Genomic DNA, 20,039 nt, shown 5'->3' with positions numbered 1-20,039 from the left:
ATTACAAACCAATTCAATACTTCATTAAAAGGAGATTCGTAAACACGTGGCTTCTACCAACCATATCTTAATCAATAAAGCCTATGCAACTCCCAGTCTAAGACAAAATATACTTAACAAAGGCATGATCTGCCTATATTGCGATTACTCAGGCTTCGTATCAAAAAATGGTTTTGGCGTGGGATGCTGCTTTGTCCATAACAGAACCATACAGGTCACTGCCCGGAAACTGTATCTCGTACAAGATGAGGGCTCAGATTACGGAGAGTTGCTCGCTATCCTGTACAGCCTTGAAATACTTACAAGGGCATTAACCGAACATCAACCGAAACATGCTTTCATATTTACGGATTGCAGCCGAATCGAGCATTTTTTATCTAGAAACGCCTTTTTAAATCCGCATTATGAAAAGGCAAGATCTGAAGTGCTTGCTTCTATGCATCACTTAAAAACGATGTTTCCGGAAGTTCGAGTGGAAATAAAGTACATGAGTAAGCACAAACAGAATAATCCCCTTCATAGGCTAGCGCATAATGCGGCAAGGGAAGCTGCTAATTAAAAAGAAATTCGGAAAACAAAATTTATATGAAACATTTAAATTAAAACGTAATAGCTTCGAAATGCACACAAAGAAAAAACTCTTTCCCAACGCTTGTTTGTGGCAAGTGTAGAGAAAGAGCTTTTTCATTATTTTGAAGCTTATGTAGTTCGTGAAAGCTCAATGCTTTCGAGGTATGCCGAGGACGGGAATCGAACCCGTACGGTGGTCACCCACCGCAGGATTTTAAGTCCTGTGCGTCTGCCAGTTCCGCCACCCCGGCATAATGAGAAGGTTTTGCTAATGGTGGGCCCTGAGGGACTCGAACCCCCGACCAATCGGTTATGAGCCGACCGCTCTAACCAACTGAGCTAAGGGCCCTCGAAAAACGTATATTTCAACGTAATAATCGAAAGGTTGGTTGCGGGGGCAGGATTTGAACCTGCGGCCTTCGGGTTATGAGCCCGACGAGCTACCGGGCTGCTCCACCCCGCGACGTATATCCATTTGAGCAAAGCTTCTTGAAATGGCGACATAAAATAATATACTATATGGGGATGTTTTAAGTCAAGCAAAATATTCTAATTTATTTTTATTTCTTTTTTTAAGGAATAAATCTAACGCCAAACCGCCCTTTGCGGGATCTAAAAACTTCTACCTCACTCGGGCATTCATAGCCGTAAACCCACCAATCATTTTCCATTCTTCTAACTAGGCAACCAGCTTGAAACTTCGTTTCGTATAGGCGAACCCAGTACACCCATCTCATGCGAATCCCCCCACTGTTTTTATAGGATAAGCAGCGTATTTGGCAGCGTATTTGCCACAACAACAAAGGTTGTAGCCATTAGAATACCCATAAATTCGGATAATACAAGCATGGATCACTTAATCCTTCCCGAGGGCTTCTTATATTTCGATCAAATCGGGTATACTCAAATTAGGTCATTATGAAGGAGCTGATAGCCATGTTATATGGAATAGTCGTTTTCCCGGAGAAACATGTGCAAGATATCGCTAATAGCTGGCGCAGACGCCATGATCCGCATTACGCAGCAATCCCTGCTCATCTAACGGTTAGAGACGCAGAGGAATGGACGGAAGAGCAGCTGCAGCTTGCTGTTGCTCATTTAGAGCAGGTCACTTCAAAGCTGCCCGCATTCTCTATCCATTTGAACCGGGTGTCTACCTTCTATCCCGTTAATCATGTTCTCTATCTAGCGCTTCAAGACACAGATGCCATGCTGAAGCTCCAAGAGCAAGTATGCAGCGGTCCATTGATAACGAACGAAGGAAAGTACGTTTATACGCCGCATGTCACGATCGGGCAAGAGCTCTCCGCTGATGAGCTTCACGATCTTTATGGCAACCTTCGCATGCAGTCGATCGACCTCGCCTCCAAAATCGACCGCGTTCACTTGTTATACCAGACCGATAACGGCTCCTGGACCGCTTATCAATCGTTTCTGTTAAGAGGATAGACTTAAATATCCATCTGGATAAGAAAAAGCCCGCAAACGACGCTCAGGTCGGTTGCGGGCTTTTTACGGTATTAAAAAATTATCCTCTCGGCATCACTTCAATAGAAGGGCCGCCACCGGTAGCTTCTCCGGTCGGATTGTTTTTGATTTTTTCGAGCACAGCATTTCCTCGAGTTTCCCACTCAGCAAGTGCTTCTTTTGCTGTCTTCGTCTTCTTGATTACTTCTTGGAACAGTTCGTAGCCAGGCTGTTGCGCTTCCCAAACGCCTGGTTTTGTACGATAAATTTGATCAGCATCCGAGCTAGTCGGCGGCAGCGGCTTAAGCGTAGTGAAAGCATTCATGTTGTATTGCAAGCCGCCGATTGGCGTCAAAAACTCTTTGCGTGCAACCATCTCATAAAGGCTTCTCGACTTCAGCTTCGCCCATTCTTTGCTGTTTGAAAATTTAATAAAGTCCCAAGCGTCTTTATCATTTTGGGCTTTGCTGTTAATCCCCATCAGTTGGCTAAGCGAGATGCTTCCGCCTACATCAGGATCATTAGGGTGTACAGGAACGGTTACGACATCCCAATCAACAGGCTCAAAGTCTTTGATTTTAGAAGCGTTGTCCGCTGCTTTTTTGAGTTCGTTAATGTAGCCGTAGTCACCGATTGTCATCGCAACTTTGCCTTTGATGAACAAATCGCCATAGAAAGGGTCATTTCCGCCTTCAGCGCTTTGCTTCTCGTACATCTTGTTAATGAATTCCTGTGTCGGAACAACCTGTTCTTGGTAAAGCGATGCTACCGTATTCCACACGCCTTCCCATTGGTCGCTGTTAACAAGCATTTTTTCAGCTTTGTCATCCCACATTTTCAATTGCAGCGCTTGGCTGTAAACTTGTGTGTCGTTAAAGCCATCTGACGGCCAGCGGTTAAACGAGAATCCAAATTTGCGGTCTTCTCCCTCGCCTTTGGCTACTTGACGCGCAAGGTTAAGAATGTCTGCCCATTGCATCTTGTCTGTTGGCGGAGTAACACCTGCCTCAGTGAACATCTTTTTATTATAATAAAGTGCAGAAGAGTTGAACGTAGGCGTTAACGCGTAAAGGTTGCCGTCGCCTGCCGCTTTAATTCCGTCAATAACGGTTGGGACATAATCGCTCAAATCGAATTTGTCTTGCGTAACAAGCGGATCCAGCGGCTGAAGCAGGTTATCCTGCGTCAATCTGCGAAGCATATTGTAGTCAAGTACGACCACGTCTACCGGATTTGTGCCGCTCAGCATTTCCTTCATCTTCTCGTAAGGATCAGGCTGCGCCGCAGGCTTGGATTGATCTTGCTGCTCAAAACGTTGATCATCATAGTTGATTGCGCCTACGATTTCAAACGTGATGTTAGGATGCGACATCTCATACATATCCGTGTACTGCTGGCGGAAATAAGGCTCGTTATCCGATCCGCCGTAAAGTACGCCAATCCGCAATACCCGCTTCTCTGCCGACTCATTAGAGCCGCCGCTGCATGCGGCAAGCAAGCCAATAAGCAAGGCAAGCGTTAGGCTTACCAAAGTAAATTTTCGAATCCGCATGCCTGATAACCGTTGTTTGTTCATTTGATTAACCCCCCAATGATTTAGGCGGCGTAATAATAATCCGCTCACCGTCAAATTCCATAGTTGCTTTGTCTTTAATGTTTAAGGCGGATAAATACTCCTTCGGCACTTGTAACCGTCCAACTCGATCTACAACGACATAGGCTTCATGGACAGATTGAAGTCCACTTGCAGCAGCTGGAAGCTCTGCCTCACCACCATCAAGATTGATGTTCGGATTTCGTTTAATAAACTCCGTGCTCGTTAACCCGTCGCGAATGGCTACGACGCGGTCTACCTTGCCAGCAAGCGTCAAGTCATGCGTAACGATCACGATCGTAATGCCGATCTCGCGGTTCAGCCTGCGGAAAATACCCATAATTAAATCTGAGGTTGCCGTATCGACGGAACCGGTAGGTTCATCAGCGAGCAGAAGCCTTGGACGGTTCGACAGCGAGATCGCGATGGCAACCCTTTGCTGCTCCCCGCCTGATAGCTGATGGAGCTTGTTATGCATGCGCTCCTTCAAGCCGACCCATTCAAGCAGCTGCTTCGCATAAGGCCGATCAACTTTCCCCGATAACATCATCGGCATTTCTACGTTTTCAAGCGCGGAGAGGTAAGGCAGCAGGTTCCGGGCATTATTTTGCCAAATAAAACCTACTGTTTCCCGCTTATACTTCACGAGATCCTCTTCCGTAATCTTAAGCAAATCCCATGGGCCTACGTGCACCTGCCCGGCAGAAGGGCGGTCAAGACCGCCCAGCGTGTTCAGCAGCGTCGATTTGCCGCTGCCGCTGTTGCCGATGATAGCCATAAGCTCGCCTTCGTTAACTTTCAAATTCAAGCCTTGCAAGGCGACGACCTCTAGATCGTCTGTTTTGTAAATTTTCACCAGACCTTCGCAATCGATCATCGCTGTTGTCATCGTTCTTCTCCCATCTTAACCGCTTGATGCACTCTGAGCCTGCGAATATGCAGGAAGAGGAGCAATGCGCCGATCAGCATCATAAATCCGACTACGATGAACAATTGATTCGTATCGCTCGATTCGAAAATGACCCTGAATGGCGGCACCGTTTCGGCCACATTTTCCGTCGTTTGCAGGAACGGCAGGAAGAGCAAGCTAACCGCTTTCCCGATTAGAACACCCAAGCCTATGGCTAGGCCAGCTGTGAACAGCTGCTCAAGCAGCAGCATTCCTGTGAGCTGCTTGCGGGATAACCCCATAGCGCGCAATACGCCAAATTGAACGACACGCCCCGATAGATTAAAGAACCAAAAGAGTACGTAACCAGCAAGCGTAATGATGACTGAAACCAGGAAACCCAAGCTCAGTATGCCGAAAACCCCGCCTCTGGTTGGAAGCTTCGATTGTATGATCAGCTCGCTTCTAACATCATTAATAGAAGCGATCTCTATGCCTGCCTTTTGAAGCTCTTGGACGATCGGCGCAACCTTCGCGTCCGGTTTCATCTTCAGCCAAACTTCATAAGGGATAAGCGGAAGCTGATCATAAATATAATCCAAATTCGTAATGATAAATGGCGATTTATCCGGGTACTGGCTAGGCCAGTAAGGCAAAATGCCGACCACCACGAAATCAACCTTGCCCTCCGGGAATCCAACCGATACCGGGTCCCCTAGCTTAAGCTGATACTTCTCTGCTACCTTCGATGGAATAAGCGCAGCCTGCTCATACAATCCCAAATTGTTTAAATAAACATTGGGATGAGCGGCATACAAATCGTTGCGGAACCAGCCTACCTTGGCAAAATCGACGTTGTCGATCCCCATTATCGTGCCTTGGCCGATTGATTTGCCTGAGATGACGACGCTCCCCTTCGCTTGCAGTACGCGCGCTGCCGCTTCTACCCCGTCAAGGGAACGGAACAGCTCGAAGGGCGGTTCGCTGAACAAAACCTTTGTTGGCACGGTTTGACCGCCGCCACCAGAACCGCCATTTCCGCCGCCTCCGGCACCACCGTTTCCGCCACCGCCATTTCCGCCGCCTCCGCCTGAACCTCCGCCGTTTCCTCCATTGCCTCCGCCATTATTGCCCGGCTTCGTCGTAATCTCCGGAGAGCCTTCCCACACCGTTTGAATGGTAACGTCGGCGCCGTATTTATAAAGCGTCCGTTCCGTCGAGTTCAAATCGATCGTTCGAGCAGCCGACGCGTTATATACGCCAAGCCCAAGCGTTAGTACAAGCAAAATCATAAGCGGGTAATAGCCCTTTGACGAGCGAGAAAGCTGAGTAAGCGTCAAATAAAGCGGCACCGGTAAAAACTTGCGTCCGAGCCATGTGAAGAGCTTCAATAGCCATGGGAACAGCCGCAAGAAAAATAAACCTAGTGCGAAAATGGATAGAGCCGGTACAAAGAATAAAAACGGTTGTACATTTAATTGATCTGTCGTCATGCCCGTCTTGAACGTCAGCATTTGCCGTTCATTGAACATATACCAGCCATAACCGGCAGCAGCTAGCAATAACACATCAAGGTACCATCGCTGCCATGCCGGCTTGCGGTCTGAACGGGCAAGATCCTGCTTGTAGCTGACTATGGATGACCTTGCATACATGATTGCTGGAATAATAGTCGCAAGAAGAGCAAGCAGCACTGCTGCGCCGCCTGCGATTATCGCTTCCGTAGAGAAGCCCACCGGAATCGACTTTCGATTGACGAAAGAGAGGAAGCCATTGGCCGATCCTATGCTCTTCGCCATGAACCAGCCGATAAAGGGGCCGCTCGCAAGCGCTATGCCGCCAAGCAACAATCCCTCGAGCAAATAAATCCAAATAATTTGCCGCGTTCCCGCTCCCCTGCTTCGAAGCACGGCTATGTCGCTGCGCTGTTTATCGAGCGACTGGCGGGCATTCATTGCAATAAAGAAAAATACCATTGCCAGCATTGGTGCGGCAAGCGTGAACAGCAGCGTTTGCAGCTGCAGGCTCTGCTTCTTAAATTCCGTAAGCGTGGACGCAAAGGATATTTCTACTCGCGTATCCTTGAGGCGCTGATACAACTCAATGTTGAGGCGCTCAAGCGTCCTGCCAAGCGGCGATAATTGGCTCGTTTGAATCTCCGATAAATTGAAAGCATAATACCAGCTGGCGTTATGAAGCGGAATGCCTTTCTTAGCAAGCAGGTACTTCTCGAACGCCGGATTGCTAATTTGCAACGTATTCAGCAAGCTTTCCATTCCTTGATACCAGTATGAACTCGTATCGCTAAGCGGCTTAACCGCTCCGACGATTTTGACCCGTAACGTAAGGTCTAGCCCGCCGAATACCGGATATTCAAAAATATCACCGATATGTACATCATTGCGATACATCGCTTCCTCGAACATAACCGCTTCGAGTATCTCTCCATCCCCTTCAGTGTTCACGAACCATCTGCCCTGCGTAAGCTCCGTATTTGCCTCAAGCCCGGACATGGTCATAATCGTCAGCTGGCGATTGCGCCCAGCATCTACCTTTGAAGGATCCTCAGGCACAACCTCTGTGCTGCGAATGGAATAGTTGTTAACGTATGTTTGAAACGGAAAGCCGATCTCCTTCGGCACTCCATCCTTGATATAGTTCTCAAGCTCCGACAGCGCCGATAAATCCGTTTTCCCGCCAGCGGGTGATTGATACCTCATGAGCAGGGAGCCAGCCGGTAATCCGGAACTCTTCTGCTGCAGCGATTCAGCTACGACTCTCTTGAGCGCGCCATCCGCGTACATCGGTATACTGGTCGCAAAAGCAACCGCTAAGGTCAGCCCCGCCAGCGTGCTTAAGGTTAGCCAGCGCGTGTTCCACATTTTGCGGAACAAAAAACGAAACAGCGGAATACCCATCGGCTATCGACCTACAACTTTCTGCCCCGGCTTCAAACCTTGCAGGATTTCGATCTGCGTCGCGGTCTGTTGGCCGACCTCTACATCCACCTCACGCTTGCCGTCAGCATCAATAACTTGCACGTAAGTACGGGATCCAATGGAACGAAGCGTAGAAGGAGGAATAACGATGGCGTTTTCTGTGCGCTTCGTAATGATGTTAATGGATAGCGGCGTACCTCTGTTTAAGTTTTTTGGCAAATCCTTAAGGTCGACGATGAGGAAGTCTTCAGGGCGCTCCGGCTTCGTCACGCCAGGATTGCCGCCGTTGCCGCCATTATTGTTCTCATCTACTTTGATCGGTAGCTGTTTTACCTTGCCTTTAAAAGTACCCACGTTGCTAATGTTAGCCGATACTTCAAGCCCGACAGCGATTTTTTCAAGCTCTGTTTTCGATAGCTTTGCAGCTGCTGTAATTTTGCTCGTGTCCGCTACAATCGCAATCGGAGCATAAGCTTTGATCAGGTCGCCTTTCGCTACATTGAGCGTAACGACCGTACCGCTAAATGGCGCCTTCAAGCTCGCCTTTGCAATTTCCTCTTCCATGTCAACAAGCTTCTGCTTGCGCTCTTCGAATGCGATCGACTTCTCCTCGAACTCAATCGGATCCATCTCATCGCGCAGACGTAGCGTTTCTTTCATTGCTATTTCTTCTTTCTTAAAAGCGAGCTTCTCCATGCGAAGCGTTTTGACCAAGTCATCGACGTCCAGCTCACCGATCACTTGGCCGGCCTTAACCGCTTCTCCTGCTTTCACATAGACGCCCTTCAAATGCTTGCCGTCTAGTGTGAAAAACAAAGTTTCCTCTTCCAAGGAAATCAACTTTCCGATTACTTGCACCTTCGTCTCAAGCGTGGCAGTCGTCACCTCGTACTCCGGCTTCTTGGATATTTGCGGCGGTGCGATTTCAGGCAATACCTCTTCCTCTTCTTCTGCCGGAAGCAAGGAGCACCCGCTTGCAAATAATAAGGAAACACTCATAACAACAACCATTGAACGCTTAAATAAACTTTCCGTCCACCATTTCATAGACACGGTCGGCAACCTCCAAAATCGTAGGATCATGTGTAGTCATACAAATTGTAACTTGTTCAGTGCGAATAATATTTTGGAAAACGGCCATAATTTGAGCTGACATACCTGTATCAAGCTCTGCAGTAGGCTCATCGGCTAAAAGCAGCATCGGCTTGTGAGCGATTGCTTTAGCGATAGCCACACGCTGCTGCTCGCCGCCTGAGAGCTCGAAGGGACGATGGTTCATCCTCCGCTCGAGTCCAACAAGCTCGAGGCACTGGGTAACTCTATCCTTCCACTCTGCACGCGGAACGCCAGCCATGCGAAGCGAAAGCTCCACGTTCTCCCGTGCAGATAAAAGAGGCATGAGTGCAAAAGCTTGAAAGATAAAGCCCATGTGCTTGCGCCTGACTAACGTGCGTTGATCATCGCTCATGCTGTGAAACGGCAAACCATTAAACAAAATCTCACCCTTGCTCGGCGTATCCAGCCCGCCTAAGCAATTCAGCAGCGTCGTCTTGCCTGAACCCGATCTGCCCCTAAGCATAACTAACTGGCGCTCCTTGAGCTCCATTCGAATGCCCTTCAATACATGCAGAGGAGAACCTCCAACTTGAAACGTACGCTCTACATCGGTTACGGTAAGTAGACTGCGACTTTCAACAGCGGGTTCAATCTGCGCTTCTGTTGTTTGTTCTTCTTCCTGCGGAATAGCCATTAGCGCTTCCGATCCCTCCTCAACCAACTTTCATAATTCTAATCTTACATGATAGACGAAGGACATGCTCAAAAAGTTACGCCAAAAAGAAACATATTTTAAAAAGTTTACAAAGTAAAAAAGCTGCTTTTAGCGAATGCTTCCGCATCACGCTATTTGCAGCTTTTTGCAGCGCATTACTGCACTTTAAAATGTGAAATGGCAAGGTCCAGCTCTTGTACGATTTCATCCAAATGACCAGCGGAGGCTGAAATGTTGTCCATTAGCGCAAGCTGCTCCTCCGTTGCCGCGGCAACGCTCTCCGTCTTCTCCAGGTTGACGGCAGCAGTCGCAGCCGTTTGTTCCATCGAAGCGCTGACCTCTTCGGAGCTGGCGGACATTTGCTGAGTGATCGAGGAATTCTCATGAATCTGCTCGCTCATCTCATTGATGGAATTCAAGATGATATCCAGATTTTGACGAACTTCCTTAACGCGCTCGCTGCCTAGCTTCATCTCTTCAATCGTTTGCGACATATAATCGGAGGCTCCCGCAATCTCTTTCTGAGTCACGTCTACGAGCTGATGAATGCCGTCAGCCGATGCAAGGGAGCCCGCGGCAAGCTTGCGGATCTCTCCTGCCACGACCGCAAAACCTCTGCCATGCTCGCCGGCGCGAGCGGCTTCAATCGACGCATTAAGCGACAATATATTCGTTTGGTTGGAGAAGCTTGTAATATTCTCGGCAATGGCGCCAATTTCCTTGGAGCGGTGCTCCAGCGTGCCGATCGTCTCCGACAGCTTGCTGATGACAACGGTCATTTCATCCATTTGAGCAACCAAGCGCAGCAGCGCTTCATGGCCAAGGTCAGCTTGCTGCGACGTGGACGTCGATTTATCGGCAATAGAAGCTGTATTTTCAGCAATTCGTTGAATGCCGATCGTCATTTCCTCAATCGCTCTGGATGTTTCCTCCGCGCCTCTCGCCTGAACCTCGGAGCCGCTAGCTACTTCTTGAATGTTCAGTGCGACATGCTCAGTCGCTGCTGCCGATTCTTTGGATGCCACAGTAAGCTGGGAAGCTGATTTCGTAACATCAGAAGCATGGACGGCAATGCCGGTAATGAGCCGCTTCATCGCATCAATCATGTGATCAACCGATTTCGAAATGCTGCCTAGCTCGTCCTTGCTGTATTTCTGGTCAGGAAGAACAGTCAAATCCCCTTCTGCTACCCTCTCCGTCTTGTACACGACGCTTTTGATCGTTTTCATAATGTGACGGATCGTAATGAAGACGGCAATCGATAATCCAAGCGTAACCGCAATAATGCCAATCAATATGTACAGCTGAGTTTTATCCAATTGAGACGTTATGTGTGCGATAGTTGATTCCGCATAGATATCAATGGCTTGCCCGATCTCATCAATGCCAGAGCGGCTCGTAACGAAGCTTTTATCAATCTGGCTGTTTTGGAATTTGTTGTTGCCGTCGTCCACTGCTTTTAGGGCTGCTGCGGACCAAAAATTAAAATTAGCTCTGAATTCGATCAACGTTTGATTGATATCGCGCTTCGACTCGCTTGCTGTTAATTTTTGCAGTCCTTTCGCGAATACGATCGCTTGCGCTTCAGCTACCCGCTCGTCCACCTGTTTTAGATTTTCCGCCAATTCCTTTCGGGCTTCATCCGCCGCAGCTTGATCCAAGCTGCCTGATTCCACTCTCAGATAGGCTTGGTAAGCTTGGTACATATCTCGATCTGCATTCAATATTAACGTATCTACTTTATTGGTTGTTCCATAAATTTGTTCCTTCATTTCATCAAATACGGACCTCTGCTCCCCAAGCAAATAAAGACTGGTGCCTACATAGAAGAGTAGTGGAACAATCGCTAACAACGCCAACCTGAATCTTACAGATAATTTCATAAAAACCCGCCCCTCAATTCATAAAAATAGTTCTATTATTATTTATCGGGAAACTGAATAATTAATAAGAGATCATCAGGATCAATATTTAAAAAATTTTGTCGAATTCCCGATTATTATCACAAAAAAAGCGTGCTCACATAATTGCGAGCACGCCCTTCAATGACTCTTATTCCTATTTATTTACCGAACGATTGCGGATCCTGTCTCCAAGCCTGCAAGGCAGCCACATCTTCGGAAGCTACTTTACCGAGTTGTACAGCCGTTTGGATCAAAGCGCTGTAGTTAGACAACGTTGCAAGCGGCATTTTCTCATCGGCAAACGATTGTACCGCAGAATCGAACTCATAGGTGAAAATCGCTAGCACGGCAAGCACTTCCGCGCCGGCTTCACGCACAGCAAGTCCAGCTTTCAGCGAGCTGCCGCCTGTCGAGATCAAATCCTCGATGACCACAACCTTCTGTCCAGGGTTAACGCGACCTTCGATTTGGTTTTGCTTGCCATGGCCTTTCGCTTTGTCACGAATATATGCCATTGGCAGGTTAAGCTTTTGCGCGACCCATGCAGCATGAGGAATACCGGCTGTCGAAGTTCCCGCGATAACCTCTGCATCAGGATAATTTTCGCGTATGATCGTCGCGAACCCCTCTGCAATCAAGTCCCGAATTTCCGGGTAAGTCATCGTAAGCCGGTTATCGCAATAGATCGGCGATTTAATGCCTGATGTCCAAGTGAACGGATCGCTCGGACGAAGCGCGACGGCTTCAATTTCAAGCAAGCTTTTGGCAATTTGAGTTGGCAATTCGGATAAAGTTAATTTACTCATAGGAAGTCATCTCCTCAATAATGGATTCTAATGCTGCTCTTGGACTTGGTGCCGCTGTAATCGGACGGCCGATTACCAGATAGTCAGTGCCTTGGCTAAGTGCTTCGCTAGGCGTCATAATGCGCGATTGATCGTTCACGGCTGCGCCTGCCGGACGGATGCCCGGCGTAATCGTTTTGAAAGCTGCGCCGCATGCCGCTTTGATCGCTTCAACCTCGGAAGGCGATGCGACTACGCCATCTAGTCCTGCCTTCTTCGTCAGCTCCGCATAGCGAAGAACCGCCGACTCCACCGTACCGCCAATGCCGATTTGCTCGTTAAGCGTCGACTGGCTCGTGCTAGTCAAATGGGTAACCGCGATAACGGTCGGCCTTTGCTGTCCGCTGCCTGCTAGGGCAAGGTCTACCCCTTCTAAAGCCGCTTCAAGCATTGCGCTTCCGCCAGCAGCATGCACGTTGAACATATCTACGCCAAGCTTCGTTACGCTATTTGCCCCGCCTTTGACCGTATTCGGAATATCATGCATTTTGACATCAAGAAAAACGTAGTAGCCTCGCTCTTTCAAGCTATTCACAAATGAAGGACCTGCGGCATAAAACAGCTGCATCCCCACTTTTATATAACAAGGAATGCCCTGCAGGTCGGCAATTAAACGCTCTGCCGCTGCTGCATCTGGATAATCCAGCGCTACCATAATCCGTCCTGCAGCTTGCTCGTTTGTCAACTTCATTCGAAATCTCTCCATTTCTCTGTACATTTGCATAATAAACGGCCATACGCCTTGCTTGATGCTGCCTCCGCAGGGCTTAAGGCCCTTTGGAGGTTAGCAAAGCAATGAACGCTGGCCGTACTTTTAAGCTGCGGTGAGCTTATTTCTTTTGAAGCACCACTGGCATCGAGCGCGATGAGAAGTTTAGCGTTTCGAGCATGACTAGCAATGCGCGAACGGTATCGAGCGATGTCATACAAACAACGCCATTCTCAACGGCTTCACGACGGATTCGGAATCCATCACGCTCAGGAGCTTTGCCTTTTGTCAATGTATTGACGACAAATTGCGCCTGACCTTCACGTACGAGATCCAAAATATTCGGTGAGCCTTCGCTTAGCTTATTAACAGTCGTAACGATTAAGCCTGCTTCTTCCAGCGCCTTAGCCGTTCCGCCCGTTGCGATAATTTTGTAGCCTAGGTTAAAGAAGCCGCGCAGCAATTCAGTTGCCTCTTCTTTATCCTTGTCTGCTACAGTAGCGATGATTGCGCCTGATGTTGGAATTTTCATTCCTGCGCCGATAAGGCCTTTGTATAGCGCTTTGGCATACTGCACATCGCGGCCCATAACTTCGCCCGTCGATTTCATCTCAGGTGTCAAAGTAGGGTCAACGCGGCGAAGCTTAGCGAAGGAGAATACAGGAACCTTAACCGATACGTATTCATCCTCTGGCCACAAGCCGTCTACATAACCTAGGTCAGCAAGCTTTGTGCCAAGAATCGCTTTTGTAGCAAGGTTTGCCATCGGAATATTCGTTACTTTGCTTAGGAATGGCACCGTACGCGACGAGCGCGGATTAACCTCGATGACATACACCTTTTCCTGATGGATAACGAACTGGATATTGACAAGTCCGATTACGTTCAGCGCTTTGGAGATGCTGATTGTAATGTCGACGATTTGTTGTTTAATATCATCGGAAAGCGATTGTGGCGGATAAACCGCGATCGAATCTCCGGAGTGAACCCCAGCGCGCTCAACATGCTCCATGATGCCTGGGATAAGCACGGTTTCTCCGTCGCAGATCGCGTCTACCTCTGCTTCCTTGCCCAGCATGTAGCGGTCAATCAATACCGGATGCTCAGGGTTGATTTTTACGGCAACTTCCATGTAGTTAAGCAATTCTTCATCCGAGTATACGATTTCCATTGCACGGCCGCCGAGTACATAAGACGGACGGACAAGTACAGGGTAACCAAGTCCTTGAGCGGTAACGACTGCATCGTCAACCGAAGTTACAGTCTTGCCGTCAGGCTGAGCGATGTTCAAGCTGCGAAGCAATGCTTCGAACTTCTTGCGGTCTTCCGCAGCATCGATGCTCTCAAGGCTGGAGCCAAGAATGCGTACGCCTGCTTTGGAGAGCGGAGCAGCGAGGTTGATCGCCGTTTGGCCGCCGAATTGTACGATTACGCCAATTGGATTCTCTTGCTCGATGACGTTCATAACATCCTCGAAGAACAATGGTTCAAAGTACAGTCTGTCGGATGTGCTGAAGTCAGTTGACACCGTTTCAGGGTTGTTGTTGATAATAACCGCTTCGTAACCCGCATTTTGGATAGCCCATACTGCGTGAACGGTTGAGTAATCGAACTCGATGCCTTGGCCGATACGGATTGGGCCGGAACCAAGTACAAGCACTTTCTGTTTATCCGTAACTGTAACTTCATTCTCTACTTCATAAGTGGAGTAGTAGTACGGAGTGGAAGCTTCAAACTCAGCTGCGCATGTATCAACCATTTTGTAAACCGGCTTAAGATTATGTTGAACGCGAAGCGCGCGCACCTCTTCCTCAGTCGTATGGCTGCCGCCTGGGAAACCTTCGCGGCGGATTTCTGCGATCGAACGATCGGAGAAGCCTTTGCGTTTGGCTTCATATAGAGTCTGCTGCGAAAGCGTTGACTCGCTGCGCATCCGATCTTCAAATGCTACAATCGATTGAATTTTGTCAAGGAACCACCAATCGATGTTTGTAATATCTTGAATTTCCTGCAGTTTGTAACCGCGGCGGAACGCTTCCGCTACAAGGAACATGCGCTCGTCGTCCGGCTTCTCAAGGCGTGAGCGAAGCACGGCATCTTCTAGTGACGATGCTTCTTCCAAGTGAATGCGGTGCGCGCCGATTTCAAGCGAGCGAACGGCTTTGTGAATCGATTCCTCGAATGTACGGCCGATTGCCATAACTTCGCCTGTTGCTTTCATTTGCGTGCCTAGCTTACGGTTCGCGTTTACGAACTTGTCAAAAGGCCAGCGCGGAATTTTCGATACGATATAATCAAGAGTTGGCTCAAAGCAAGCGTACGTTTGGCCGGTTACTGGGTTAACCAGCTCATCCAGCGTGTAGCCAACCGCGATTTTTGCTGCCATTTTTGCAATCGGGTAACCTGTTGCTTTGGAAGCCAGCGCCGAAGAGCGGCTAACACGCGGGTTTACCTCGATCACATAGTATTGATAGCTTTGTGGATCAAGCGCGAACTGTACGTTACAGCCGCCTTCGATGTTCAAAGCGCGAATGATTTTTAATGATGCCGAGCGAAGCATTTGGTACTCGCGATCGGATAGGGTTTGGCTAGGCGCTACGACGATGCTATCGCCTGTATGAACGCCAACCGGGTCAAAGTTCTCCATGTTACATACAACGATACAGTTGTCGTTCGCATCGCGCATAACTTCATATTCGACTTCCTTCATGCCGGCAATCGATTTCTCAATCAAGCACTGGCTGATCGGGCTGTAGCGAATACCGGAAGCGACTGTCTCACGAAGCTCCTCTTCGCTCGCGCAAATACCGCCGCCTGTTCCGCCAAGCGTATATGCAGGGCGAACGATGATCGGATAGCCAATCGTATTGGCAAAAGCAATCGCATCCTCAACCGTTGTTACGATATCGCTATCCGGTACAGGCTGCTCAAGCTCACGCATCAGATCACGGAACAAATCGCGATCCTCCGCTTTCTCGATAGCTGTAAGCTGCGTGCCTAGCAGCTTCACGTTCTCGCGTTCAAGAACGCCGGCACGCGCAAGCTCAACCGCCATGTTAAGGCCGGTTTGGCCGCCAAGCGTCGGAAGCAATCCGTCCGGACGCTCTTGGCGAATGATTTGGGATACAAAATCAAGCGTGATTGGCTCGATGTATACTTTGTCGGCCATATTTGTGTCTGTCATGATTGTAGCCGGGTTACTGTTTATAAGAACAACCTCATAGCCCTCTTCCTTGAGCGCTTGGCAAGCTTGTGTGCCGGCATAGTCGAATTCCGCCGCTTGTCCGATGACGATCGGACCGGATCCGATCACGAGAATTTTTTTGAGTTCATTATTTTTGGGCATACTGAAGCTCTCCTTTCAACGTCTCCGATAACACCGCTTGACGAGGTTTTTGTGGGTTGTTTTTCTTGTGCGTACGGATCATTTCTAGGAACTCATCAAACAAATAGCTGGAATCGTAAGGTCCAGGAGCTGCTTCTGGGTGATATTGAACCGAGAATGCAGGGAATGTATTGTGCTTAAGTCCTTCGATCGTGCGGTCATTGTTGTTAATGTGCGTAACTGTCAAAGGCGTGTTCGCTACGGACTCTTCAAGCACCGTGTATCCGTGGTTTTGCGATGTAATGTAGCAACGGTTAGTCGCAAGCTCTTTAACCGGGTGGTTACCGCCGCGGTGACCAAATTTCAGCTTAGTCGTTTCTGCTCCGCAAGCTAGCGCGAACAGCTGGTGACCCAAGCAAATGCCGAAAATTGGGTATTCGCCAAGCAGCTCGGAAATCATTTTAACGGCATATGGCACATCCTGCGGATCCCCAGGGCCATTGGACAATTGAATGCCGTCTGGAGCTAGGCGACGAATTTCGTCTGCAGTTGTATTATGAGGAACGACGACAACGTCGCAGCCGCGTTTTGTAAGCTCGCGCAAAATACCGCTTTTTGCTCCGAAGTCTACAAGCACGATGCGCTCGCCTTGTCCTGGGCTTGAGAAAAGGTTTGGTGTCGATGTGCGTGCAACTTGGTCAGTCATCAGCTTCGAAATGTTCAGACGCTCAGCAAGCTCTTCAACGCGCTCGTTGCCAGTCGTGATCAAGCCTTTCATCGTACCGTAGTTACGAAGCTTGCGAGTAAGCATCCGTGTATCGATATCGCTGATGCCTGGAATGCCGTATTCTTTCAGAAGCTGTCCCAGCGAGTATTGCGCGCGCCAGTTGCTTGGCACTTCTTCGTGCCGACGAACGACGAACCCGTGAATGAATGGGCGAATCGATTCAAAATCGTCGCGTGTAATGCCGTAGTTGCCGATTAGCGGGTAAGTCATCGTTACGATTTGTCCGCAGTAGGACGGATCGGAGAGGACCTCTTGATAACCGGTAATACCTGTATTAAATACAACCTCGCCCATCATTTGCGCTTCTGCACCGAACGAAAGGCCCGTAAACAACGTACCGTCTTCCAACAATAATCTTGCTTGCATCCGTATCACTCCTCAGGTGTTCATTATTCCCATATATTAGCTTAAGTAAGTTGATAAAATTATTCAGACCAGACGACAGCGCCGTCTACGATGGTAGTTACTGGCCAGCCGCTAAGCTTCCAGCCGCCGAAAGGCGTATTGTTGCTCTTCGAGGCAAAAGTGGCTGGATCAACCGCGCGCTCGCTGTTCAAATCTACGATTGTTACATCGGCAGGCGCGCCTTGCTCTAAACGGCCCGTCGGTAGACGGAAGACGCGAGCCGGGTCAGCGGTCATACGCTGCAACAGGAACCCGAGTGTCCATTTGCCGGTTTGTACAAATTTCGTGTACAAGAGCGGGAAAGCCGTTTCGAACCCGACGATGCCAAATGGCGCAAGCTGTACGCCGCGAGCCTTCTCTTCCGCGCTATGCGGAGCATGATCGGTAACGACCATATCGATCGTGCCATCCTCAATCGCTTCGATTACCGCTTGAACATCGCGCGGCGTGCGGAGCGGAGGGTTCATTTTCCAATTTGCATCATCAAGGCCCGGAATGTCTTCATCTGACAAAAGCAGGTGATGCGGGCAAACCTCAGCGGTTACTCGAACGCCGATTTGCTTGGCAAGACGGATCAACCGTACCGACTGCTCTGTACTGACGTGACAGACATGGTAGTGTACGCCCGTTGCTTCAGCCAGCAATACGTCTCTTCCTACGTGAATCGCTTCCGACTCATTCGGAATTCCCTTCAAGCCATGCTTGCGGGAAAATTCGCCTTCCGACGCCCAAGCGCCTTCTACCAATGTGTCGTCCTCGCAGTGCGCGATGATCGGCATATCCATCGATTGCGCAAGCGCCATCGCGTTTTTCATCATTTGCGCGTTTTGAACGCCAACTCCGTCATCCGTGAAGCCAATCGCGCCAGCTTCCTTAAGGGAAGCAAAATCCGTCAGCTCGCGGCCAAGCTCGTTTTTGGTAATGGATGCGTAAGGCAGAACCTTAACGACTCCAACATCAGCAGCTTTGTTTTTAATATAAGCAACCGTTTCAGCCGTATCCGTTACCGGGCGCGTATTTGGCATGCAAGCAATCGTTGTAAAGCCGCCCTTAGCCGCTGAGCGGGTGCCTGTTGCGATATCTTCTTTATATTCAAAGCCTGGATCGCGCAAATGAACGTGCATATCGATAAAGCCTGGCGATACTAGCTTGCCCGCCGCGTCAATAACCTCTGAGCTGCCCGTATCGGGCGTTTGTGCGCCGTCTACGATCGCTTCGATTTTGCCGTTTGCGATTTGGATATGCTTGGCCTCCAGGCTGCCCGAAGTTTCGTTCCATACGTTACCGTTAATTATCCATAATGACATATTCGTTTCACCCTCCGGATTGTTCGGTCTATGTTGCTGCGATTAGCTGAGTGCACGTTCGATAACGGCCATCCGTATCGGCACCCCATTTTCCATTTGCGGGAAAATGCGTGATTGCGGATGTTCAACCAGTTCATCGTCTATTTCTACGTTGCGGTTGATTGGCGCTGGGTGCATGATGATCGCATGGTTTGCAAGCCTGCTTGCTCTCTCCACCGTCAAGCCGTAATGCTCGCGGTAGCTCTCAGCGGAATTCAGCATGCCGCTCTCATGACGCTCTAGCTGTACGCGGAGCATCATGACGACATCTGATTTTAAAGCTTCATCTATAGTGACATAAGAGACATCCAGATCGGATGCTTGCATGTTCGGCGGCGAGCAGAAGTTTACGTTGACACCGAATTTTTGCAGCGCCCACAGGTTTGATCTTGCGACCCTGCTGTGAAGCACATCCCCGACAATCGAAACCGTCAATCCTTTGAGTTGTCCAAAATGTTTGCGCATCGTATACATATCGAGGAGCGCCTGGGTAGGATGCTCGTTGTTGCCATCTCCCGCGTTGATCAGCGGCACCTTAATTTTGGTTGCCAGCTCGGCAAGCACGCCGATTGGCTTCAAGCGGATAATTCCAACGTCGATTCCCATGGATTCGAGCGTGCGAACCGTGTCATAAATCGATTCGCCCTTTTGCACGCTTGATACCGCGGCCGAGAAGTTCAGCACCTCGGTGCCGAGGCGTTTCTCTGCTACCTCGAAGGAAAAGCGAGTCCGTGTACTATTTTCGAAAAACATGTTCGCGGCGAACTTGCCTTGCATCATCGTGTGAACTTTCGTTGCATGATTCTCCCAGTATGCTGCGCGATCAAGAATGGATTCGATCTCATCCTTGCTTAAATCTTTTAATCCGAGCAAACTCCGTTGTTTAAGCTGTGTCATCGTCATCCGGCTTGCCCCCTCTGGTTAATGATCGTTACTTGATCGATTTGGTCGATTTCGCTAAGAGCGACGTCAATTTGCTCCTGCTTCGAGGTTGGCACGTTTTTGCCGACAAAATCAGGCCGAATAGGCAGTTCCCGATGTCCCCTGTCCACAAGCACCGCCAGCTGAATGCTTTGCGGTCGCCCGCAATCCATAAGCGCGTCCATTGCCGCCCGTATCGTCCGTCCGGTATACAGCACGTCGTCAAACAATATGATTCGTTTGTCTTGAACCGTAAAAGGTATGCCGTCGGTATCGCCTACTGCTGCTGCGACTTCAACATCCGCAGACCTAGCGGACTTGCGATCATCGCGGTAGTGCGTAATATCCAGCTCGCTCACGAGTACCGGCTTCCCTTCAATTTCCCTTATGCGCTCCGCTATGCGGTGTGCAAGGTAAATTCCCCGAGTGCGAATGCCTACGATTACGCAGTTATCGATGCCCTTGTTCTTCTCCACGATTTCATGAGCAATCCGCGTTAATGCCCGGCGAATTGCCGTTTCATCCATGATGACCAAATGCTCTTCTTCCGTCATTTCCGCTTACCCC

15 protein-coding genes and 3 tRNA genes are annotated in these 20,039 nt (G+C 49.2%); 2 read left to right on the top strand and 16 right to left on the bottom strand.

Going from position 1 to position 20,039, the window contains the following annotated elements:
* Positions 1-46: 46 nt before the first annotated feature.
* Entirely contained in the window at positions 47-559 is a 513-nt protein-coding gene (locus tag A7975_RS02035) for a ribonuclease H family protein (protein WP_053375556.1), read from the top strand.
* A 176-nt stretch (positions 560-735) separates the two neighbouring features.
* Here the strand turns inward: A7975_RS02035 and A7975_RS02030 are convergent.
* From A7975_RS02030 to A7975_RS02020, 3 genes are all read right to left on the bottom strand, one after another.
* Positions 736-821, bottom strand: a tRNA-Leu gene (locus A7975_RS02030).
* Positions 822-842: 21 nt separating this feature from the next.
* Positions 843-919 (bottom strand) — tRNA-Ile (locus tag A7975_RS02025).
* A 37-nt stretch (positions 920-956) separates the two neighbouring features.
* A tRNA-Met gene (locus tag A7975_RS02020) sits at positions 957-1,033 on the bottom strand.
* A gap of 473 nt (positions 1,034-1,506) precedes the next feature.
* On the opposite strand from A7975_RS02020, the gene A7975_RS02015 reads away from it, so the two are divergent.
* On the top strand, positions 1,507-2,019 hold the full coding sequence (locus A7975_RS02015) for a 2'-5' RNA ligase family protein (RefSeq protein WP_065383993.1): 513 nt from the start codon (positions 1,507-1,509) through the stop codon (positions 2,017-2,019).
* Between the two features lie 79 nt (positions 2,020-2,098).
* Here the strand turns inward: A7975_RS02015 and A7975_RS02010 are convergent, their stop codons facing one another.
* The 13 genes from A7975_RS02010 to pyrR all read right to left on the bottom strand — a co-directional run bounded on the left by A7975_RS02010 (position 2,099) and on the right by pyrR (position 20,026).
* The gene (locus A7975_RS02010) at positions 2,099-3,613 is read right to left on the bottom strand and encodes an ABC transporter substrate-binding protein (protein WP_065383992.1); all 1,515 of its coding nucleotides are present in this window, start codon (positions 3,611-3,613) and stop codon (positions 2,099-2,101) included.
* 4 nt (positions 3,614-3,617) lie between these two features.
* On the bottom strand, positions 3,618-4,508 hold the full coding sequence (locus A7975_RS02005) for an ABC transporter ATP-binding protein (RefSeq protein WP_053377752.1): 891 nt from the start codon (positions 4,506-4,508) through the stop codon (positions 3,618-3,620).
* Between the two features lie 8 nt (positions 4,509-4,516).
* Positions 4,517-7,438: an ABC transporter permease gene (locus A7975_RS02000; RefSeq protein WP_065383991.1), complete on the bottom strand. Its 2,922-nt coding sequence runs from the start codon at positions 7,436-7,438 to the stop codon at positions 4,517-4,519.
* Positions 7,439-7,441: 3 nt separating this feature from the next.
* A complete protein-coding gene (locus tag A7975_RS01995; protein ID WP_255314136.1) occupies positions 7,442-8,512 on the bottom strand; it encodes an efflux RND transporter periplasmic adaptor subunit in 1,071 nt (356 codons plus the stop codon).
* Positions 8,478-9,209 carry an ABC transporter ATP-binding protein gene (locus A7975_RS01990; protein ID WP_082197934.1) on the bottom strand — a complete coding sequence of 244 codons (732 nt, stop codon included), beginning with the start codon at positions 9,207-9,209 and terminating at the stop codon, positions 8,478-8,480. The genes A7975_RS01995 and A7975_RS01990 overlap by 35 nt, the downstream gene beginning before the upstream one ends.
* Before the next feature lie 176 nt (positions 9,210-9,385).
* On the bottom strand, positions 9,386-10,936 hold the full coding sequence (locus tag A7975_RS01985) for a methyl-accepting chemotaxis protein (RefSeq protein ID WP_483295900.1): 1,551 nt from the start codon (positions 10,934-10,936) through the stop codon (positions 9,386-9,388).
* 356 nt (positions 10,937-11,292) lie between these two features.
* Positions 11,293-11,940: an orotate phosphoribosyltransferase gene (pyrE, locus tag A7975_RS01980; protein ID WP_053375526.1), complete on the bottom strand. Its 648-nt coding sequence runs from the start codon at positions 11,938-11,940 to the stop codon at positions 11,293-11,295.
* Entirely contained in the window at positions 11,933-12,670 is a 738-nt protein-coding gene (pyrF, locus tag A7975_RS01975; protein WP_065383989.1) for an orotidine-5'-phosphate decarboxylase, read from the bottom strand. Before pyrF ends, pyrE begins: the two co-directional genes overlap by 8 nt.
* Before the next feature lie 139 nt (positions 12,671-12,809).
* Positions 12,810-16,034 (bottom strand): carbamoyl-phosphate synthase large subunit, encoded by a 3,225-nt coding sequence (gene carB, locus A7975_RS01970; protein ID WP_065383988.1) that lies wholly within the window; start codon positions 16,032-16,034, stop codon positions 12,810-12,812.
* Entirely contained in the window at positions 16,021-17,166 is a 1,146-nt protein-coding gene (gene carA, locus A7975_RS01965) for a glutamine-hydrolyzing carbamoyl-phosphate synthase small subunit (RefSeq protein ID WP_053375523.1), read from the bottom strand. Before carA ends, carB begins: the two co-directional genes overlap by 14 nt.
* Positions 17,167-17,225: 59 nt before the next feature.
* Complete coding sequence (locus A7975_RS01960; protein ID WP_053375522.1) at positions 17,226-18,512, bottom strand: dihydroorotase; 1,287 nt, start codon at positions 18,510-18,512, stop codon at positions 17,226-17,228.
* Positions 18,513-18,554: 42 nt separating this feature from the next.
* Entirely contained in the window at positions 18,555-19,454 is a 900-nt protein-coding gene (locus A7975_RS01955; RefSeq protein ID WP_053375521.1) for an aspartate carbamoyltransferase catalytic subunit, read from the bottom strand.
* Complete coding sequence (gene pyrR / locus A7975_RS01950) at positions 19,451-20,026, bottom strand: bifunctional pyr operon transcriptional regulator/uracil phosphoribosyltransferase PyrR (protein ID WP_053375520.1); 576 nt, start codon at positions 20,024-20,026, stop codon at positions 19,451-19,453. The genes A7975_RS01955 and pyrR overlap by 4 nt, the downstream gene beginning before the upstream one ends.
* Positions 20,027-20,039: the final 13 nt, after the last annotated feature.

It is taken from the genome of Bacillus sp. FJAT-26390, assembly GCF_001682865.1.
Lineage (GTDB): Bacteria > Bacillota > Bacilli > Paenibacillales > Paenibacillaceae > Pristimantibacillus.
The sequence above is the reverse complement of the archived record's forward strand: the minus strand, read 5'-3'. Positions and strand labels throughout refer to the sequence as shown.

What these genes read in the sequence shown, in the direction of transcription:
- A7975_RS01985 (WP_483295900.1), bottom strand. Translation starts at nt 10,936, where the DNA reads ATGTACCAAGCTTACCAAGCCTATCTGAGAGTGGAATCAGGCAGCTTG.
- A7975_RS02015 (WP_065383993.1), top strand. Translation starts at nt 1,507, where the DNA reads ATGTTATATGGAATAGTCGTTTTCCCGGAGAAACATGTGCAAGATATC.
- A7975_RS01990 (WP_082197934.1), bottom strand. Translation starts at nt 9,209, where the DNA reads ATGGCTATTCCGCAGGAAGAAGAACAAACAACAGAAGCGCAGATTGAA.
- pyrF (WP_065383989.1), bottom strand. Translation starts at nt 12,670, where the DNA reads ATGAAGTTGACAAACGAGCAAGCTGCAGGACGGATTATGGTAGCGCTG.
- A7975_RS01960 (WP_053375522.1), bottom strand. Translation starts at nt 18,512, where the DNA reads ATGTCATTATGGATAATTAACGGTAACGTATGGAACGAAACTTCGGGC.
- pyrR (WP_053375520.1), bottom strand. Translation starts at nt 20,026, where the DNA reads ATGACGGAAGAAGAGCATTTGGTCATCATGGATGAAACGGCAATTCGC.
- A7975_RS01955 (WP_053375521.1), bottom strand. Translation starts at nt 19,454, where the DNA reads ATGACGATGACACAGCTTAAACAACGGAGTTTGCTCGGATTAAAAGAT.
- carB (WP_065383988.1), bottom strand. Translation starts at nt 16,034, where the DNA reads ATGCCCAAAAATAATGAACTCAAAAAAATTCTCGTGATCGGATCCGGT.
- A7975_RS02000 (WP_065383991.1), bottom strand. Translation starts at nt 7,438, where the DNA reads ATGGGTATTCCGCTGTTTCGTTTTTTGTTCCGCAAAATGTGGAACACG.
- A7975_RS02010 (WP_065383992.1), bottom strand. Translation starts at nt 3,613, where the DNA reads ATGAACAAACAACGGTTATCAGGCATGCGGATTCGAAAATTTACTTTG.
- A7975_RS02005 (WP_053377752.1), bottom strand. Translation starts at nt 4,508, where the DNA reads ATGATCGATTGCGAAGGTCTGGTGAAAATTTACAAAACAGACGATCTA.
- carA (WP_053375523.1), bottom strand. Translation starts at nt 17,166, where the DNA reads ATGCAAGCAAGATTATTGTTGGAAGACGGTACGTTGTTTACGGGCCTT.
- pyrE (WP_053375526.1), bottom strand. Translation starts at nt 11,940, where the DNA reads ATGAGTAAATTAACTTTATCCGAATTGCCAACTCAAATTGCCAAAAGC.